Here is a 6,103-nt window from a genome sequence, read left to right as displayed (position 1 = left end):
CGACCCATCCCCACCCACTGACTCCCCTGACCCGCAAACACCCACACCACACGACCAGCCACCACCGAACCCAACACCGGCTCAACCAAACCCGATGCCGCATGACCAGCAGTAGCGGTGCTGCGATCACCACCAATGTTGTCGGGGACCAAAGCCACTGCCCGCGTTGCCAACTCAGCACGCCGCAGCAAGCCCCGCGCCACCGCCGCCGGAGCCACCCCATCCTGAACGGCATACCACTGCGCCAACCCGCTCAACTGGCCCGTTAACGCTGCCTCACCACGAGCAGACACCGGCCACGGCACCATCGACGAGCGCACCACCACAGAGTCGCCCTTCGGCGATACAGACCCCGATTCCACCACCGGGCCCGCGATCAACTCCGGCGCCGAATCCAGTTCTGGTGCTTGCTCAACGATCACATGCGCATTCGTGCCACTGATCCCGAACGACGAAACCCCAGCCCGGCGTGGACGATCGACCTCCGGCCACGGCTGAGCCTCGGTCAACAACGACACCGCACCCGAAGCCCAATCCACATGCGAGGACGGCACATCCACATTCAGCGTCTTGGGCAACACCCCATAACGCATCGCCTGCACCATCTTGATCACACCACCCACACCCGCCGCAGCCTGAGTATGACCAACATTCGACTTCAACGACCCCAACCACAACGGACGACCCGGAACACGATCCTGTCCGTAAGTAGCCAACAAAGCCTGCGCCTCGATCGGATCACCCAACGACGTACCAGTCCCATGGGCTTCCACCGCATCAACATCCAACGGACCCAAACCCGCGGCAGCCAACGCCGCCCGAATCACCCGCTGCTGCGACGGACCATTCGGCGCCGTCAAACCATTCGACGCACCATCCTGATTCACCGCCGAACCACGCACCACCGCCAACACCGGATGACCATTCGCACGCGCATCCGACAACCGCTCCACCAACAATAAGCCGACGCCCTCACCCCAGGCCGTGCCATCAGCCGCATCCGCAAACGCCTTCACCCGACCATCGGGGGCGCTTCCGCCTTGCCGAGCGAACTCGGCGAATGCGACTGGGCTGAACATGATCGTCACGCCGCCGGCCAGCGCCATATCGCACTCACCATTGCGCAGCGACTGGACGGCCAAATGCAACGCCACCAGCGACGACGAACACGCCGTATCTACAGTGACCGCAGGCCCCTCCAAACCGAACACATACGAAATCCGCCCCGACGCAACACTTCCCGACGTCCCGGTACTGAGGTAGCCGCTGCTCTCGTCGGGGATCTTGCTCATTTCGGACAGATAGTCGTGATACATCAGCCCGGCGAACACACCGGTCCGGCTGCCTCGTAACGACGTCGGATCCAACCCGGCCCGCTCGAATACTTCCCACGCGGTCTCCAGCAGCAACCGCTGCTGCGGATCCATCGCCAATGCCTCGCGGGGCGAAATACCGAACGCACCCGCGTCGAAATCGGCGATGCCGTTCAGGAAACCGCCGAGGGGCGCCTCGGCGGTTGCCGACAGGTCGGCGTCCCGATCGCCGGGGAAGCTGGAGATGGCGTCGTGGCCCTGGGATACCAGCTGCCACAATTCTTCTGGTGAACGCACCGCACCCGGGTAGCGGCAGCCCATCGCAACGATCGCGATCGGCTCGGTGCTCCTGCCTTCCGTATCGCGTAGCTGTTGCCGCGTCCGGTGCAGGTCGGCGGTTACTTGCTTCAGGAAGTATCTGAGCTTGTCTTCGCGTTCGGTCATGAGATTCCCAGCTCCTTGCCAATGAAGTCGAACATCTCCTCGTCGGAGGCGGAATCGAAGCGTTCGCCCGGGTCTTCCCCGTCGCCGGCGTCGGATACCAATATCGACAGCGCGTACCGCAGCCGCTTTCGGAGCCGTGCTGCGGTCTCGGCGTCCGGCGGATTCGCGGCCAACGTCGAGACCAGGCGTTCGGTATCGGCGAGCGCGTCGCTGCCGGCGGCCGGATCCGGCTGCTGCGTCAACTGCCGGGTCAGGAAGGACGCGACAGCGGCCGCATTCGGATAATCGAAAACTAGAGTTGTCGGCAGCGTCATCCCGGTCGCGGCACCGAGCTGGTTGCGCAGCTCGATCGCGGCGAGCGAATCGAAGCCGAGTTCGGTGAACGCCTGCTCCGCTGCGATGTTCGCGGCGGCCGCATGGCCGAGTACCGCGGCGACTCGTTCCAGGACGAAGGCGAGCACGACCTCCTCGCGTGTTGTGTCGTCGGCCGTGACCAGCCGCTGTCGCAGCTCCGCCTGCCCAATCGACTGGGCGTGCGGCATCGGCGCGCGGATCAGCCCCCGCAGCAGCGGCGGAACACCCGCCGATCCGGCCGCCGCGAGTATGGCGCCGAGATCGAGGCCCACCGGCAGCAGCAGCGGCTCGTCACCGGCCAGCGCCAGGTCGAGCAACTCCATGCCGTCCGCGTCGGATAGTGGCAGGACACCAGAGGTACGCATGCTGGCGTGTGCCCGGTCGTCCAGCTCCGCGCCGAGGCCGGCCTCCCACAGGCCCCAGGCCAGCGAGACGGTCGGCCGGCCTGCGGCGCGCCTGCGCTGGGCGAAAGCGTCCAGGAAGGCGTTGGCCGCGGCATAGTTCGCCTGGCCGGGGTTACCGAAAGTGCCTGCGGCGGAAGAGAACAGCACGAGCCGGGTGTCTTCGCCGATGAGTTGATCCATGTTCAGTGCCGCGTCCACTTTCGGCCGCAGCACTCGGTCGAGTTGGTTCGAGGTCAGGTCGGTGATGACGCTGTCATCGAGCACACCCGCGGTGTGTATCACGAGGGTGACCGGGTGGGCCGCCAGCAAGCCGGCCAATGAATCGCGATCGGCCACGTCACAGGCGGCCACCGTCACCTCGGCGCCGGCGGCGGCCAGCTCGGCCCGCAATGCCTCGGCGCCCGGTGCGGCCGGCCCACGCCGACTTACCAGCAGCAACGACCGCACACCGTGCTCGGCGATCAGATGCCGGGCCACCGTGCGGCCCAGCGCCCCGGTGGCGCCCGTCACCAGCACCGTGTCCCCGGCCCGTACCCCGATATCACGCGGTCGCACTCGCGCCCGAACCAGCCGCGGCACCCGCACCATGCCGTCGCGGATCGCGAGTTCGGGTTCGGGTTCGGCCAGTGCGGCCGGCAGCACCGACAGCGAGGTGTCGGCACCATCCAGAGCTACCAGGACGAAACGACCAGGATGCTCGGACTGCGCGGAGCGCACCAGACCCCAGGTCGTGGCCTGTGCCGGATCGACAACGGCGTCACCGGTGATCAGCACCAGCCTGCGCTCGGCGAACCGATCGTCGGACAGCCAGGTTTGGAGGAGTTCGAGTGCCCGGTGCGCGCAGCCGCGTGCCCTCGCCGCTTCCGTATCGCCGGATTCGGGCAGGCACGAAACCAGCACGAGTTCCGGAATGGTCCCCGTCTCGGCGAGATCCGCGAGGGTGGCGTGATGCGCGCCGGGGCGGCCGGAAGCGGCCATGGCGGAACGCAATCCGAGTTCGTCCGGACCGACCACGGCCCAGGGCGCCGCCGGACTCACCGATCCGACCGGCGCGGGCACCCATTCCAGGGCGAACATCGACCGGTGGCCGCCGCCGACCCGGGCGAGCTGGTCGGCGTCGACCGCTCGGAATTCGAGTTTGCCGACGTCCAGCACCGGATTTCCGGTGTCGTCGGACAGTCGCAGGGCGACCGCGTCCGGACCGGCTGAGGTGATCCGCAGCCGTCCATGCGTGACACCGGTGGCATACCTACGGACATCCGACCAGGCGAACGGCAGGCGCACCGAATCCATTGCGGGTTCGACGAATTCACCGAGTGCGACGGCGTGCAGTGCTGAGTCGAGCAGTGCGGGGTGGATGCCGAAGGCGAGGCCACCCGAGAGGTCCTCGGGCAAGGCGATATCCGCCAATACGTCTGCCCCGTCCCGCCACGCCGCGCGCAGGCCCTGGAACAGCGGCCCGTAAACCAGTCCTGCCGCGGCGAGTTCGGGGTAGACGTCGGTGAGGTCGATCGGCTCTGCGGCACCGGTATGCCACGAGGTCGCCGGGTCGGGCCGCACCGACTCCGCGGCGAGCACACCGCGCACATGACGTACCCACGATTGCGGTTCGACGGCTGCCCTGTCGTCAGCCCGGCTGTATATCAGCACCTCGCGCCGCCCAGCCGCGTCGGGCGCCGCCACGACGACGTGCACGTCGACCGGCTCGTCACCGAGGATCAGGGGCAGTTCCAGCGTGAGTTCGGCAACTGTCGAGCAGCCGGTACGAACTCCGGCGTGCAGTGCGAGTTCGACGAAGGCGGTACCCGGCACAAGCACCGTGCCATGCACAGCATGCTCGGCAAGCCAGGGATGCGTACCCAACGACAACCGACCCGTGAACACCATCTCACCAGACACCGGCAACACCAACTCAGCACCCAACAACGGATGCTCCGCCGCACGCTGACCAAGACCCACCGGATCACCACCGGCAGACCCACCATCAAGCCAAAACCGCGTGTGCTGGAACGGATAAGTCGGCAACTCCACCCGACCCGCCACCGGCACCAACGCCGAAACATCAACCCCCACACCATCAGCCCACAACGCCGCAACCGCCGACACCACCGACACCGACTCATCGCGATCAGCCCGCATCGCCGCCACCAACAACCGATCCGGACCCGACACACAATCCGCAGCCAACCCAGTCAACACCGCATCCGGACCCAACTCGATAAACCGAGTCACTCCAGCCCGCTCAGCCGCGCCCACCGCATCGGCGAACCGCACCGGCGCCACCACCTGCTCCACCCAATAACCCGGCAGAGCCAACCGCCCATCTACCTCACCCGACACCGTCGACACCACCGCCATCGACGGCTCACCAAAAGACAACCCCTCGACCACCGCAGCAAACGACTCCAACATCGGCTCCATACGCCCCGAATGAAACGCATGACTCACCGCCAACACCTTCGTCCGAAACCCCCGCCCCGCAAACCCAGCAGCCACCTCCCCCACCGGGCCCGCATCACCGGAAATCACCACCGCCGACGGACCATTCACCGCCGCCAACCACACCCCCTCCACCAACTCCGCAACCACCTCATCGACACCAGCGTCAATCGCCACCATCACCCCACCCTCAGGCAACCGCTGCATCAACCGCCCCCGCGCCACCACCAACACCGCCGCATCCTCGAGCGACAGCACCCCCGACACATACGCCGCAGACAACTCCCCTACCGAATGTCCCACCACCACATCAACATCCACACCCCACGACCGCAACAACCCGAACAACGCCACTTCCACCGCAAAAATCGCACACTGCGCAAACTCCGTACGCCCCAACAACTCCCCGTCACCATCAATCACCCCCCGCAACGACACACCCAAATGCCGGTCCAACACCCCACACACCGCATCAAACACCTCGGCAAACACCGGAAAAGCCGCACACAACTCCCGACCCATCCCCACCCGCTGACAACCCTGCCCGGTAAACAACACCCCCAACTTGCCCTCACCACCACTCACACCACGCACTACCCGCCCACCACGACCACCCGAAATCAGCGTGTCCAAACCCGCCAGCAGCTCATCCCGCTCCGCCGCCACCACCGCACCGCGATGCGCAAACAACGCCCGAGTCGACTTCAACGAATACGCGACATCCGCTACCGACATCGCCGGATCAGCAACAAGCCGATCACGCAACCCACTCGCCAACGCAGTCAACGCCGCATCCGAACCCGCCGACAACAACACCGGCACCGGCACCGGACGCTCCAGCAACACCGGCACCGTGACCGCCGAGTCCGGGGCCTGCTCCAAGATCACATGCGCGTTCGTGCCACTGATCCCGAACGACGAGACTCCAGCCCGGCGCGGACGATCGACCTCCGGCCACGGCTGAGCCTCGGTCAACAACGACACCGCGCCCGAAGCCCAATCCACATGCGAGGACGGCACATCCACGTTCAACGTCTTGGGCAGCACCCCATAACGCATCGCCTGCACCATCTTGATCACACCACCCACACCCGCAGCGGCCTGAGTATGCCCGATATTGGACTTCAACGACCCCAACCACAACGGATG

2 protein-coding genes are annotated in these 6,103 nt (G+C 66.1%); both read right to left on the bottom strand.

What is annotated here, in order from left to right; genetic code table 11:
* The coding region (locus tag ABZ942_RS43730; RefSeq protein WP_357392257.1) for a beta-ketoacyl synthase N-terminal-like domain-containing protein at positions 1 to 1,757 on the bottom strand (1,757 nt) is incomplete at its 3' end.
* Entirely contained in the window at positions 1,754 to 6,091 is a 4,338-nt protein-coding gene (locus ABZ942_RS43725) for an SDR family NAD(P)-dependent oxidoreductase (protein WP_357392259.1), read from the bottom strand. The genes ABZ942_RS43730 and ABZ942_RS43725, both read right to left, overlap by 4 nt.
* Positions 6,092 to 6,103 lie beyond the last annotated feature (12 nt).

The organism is Nocardia sp. NPDC046473 (genome assembly GCF_040645995.1).
In the GTDB taxonomy this organism is placed as follows: Bacteria; Actinomycetota; Actinomycetes; order Mycobacteriales; family Mycobacteriaceae; genus Nocardia.
Note: the sequence above shows the minus strand (reverse complement) of the source record. Positions and strands in the feature narration are given on the sequence as shown.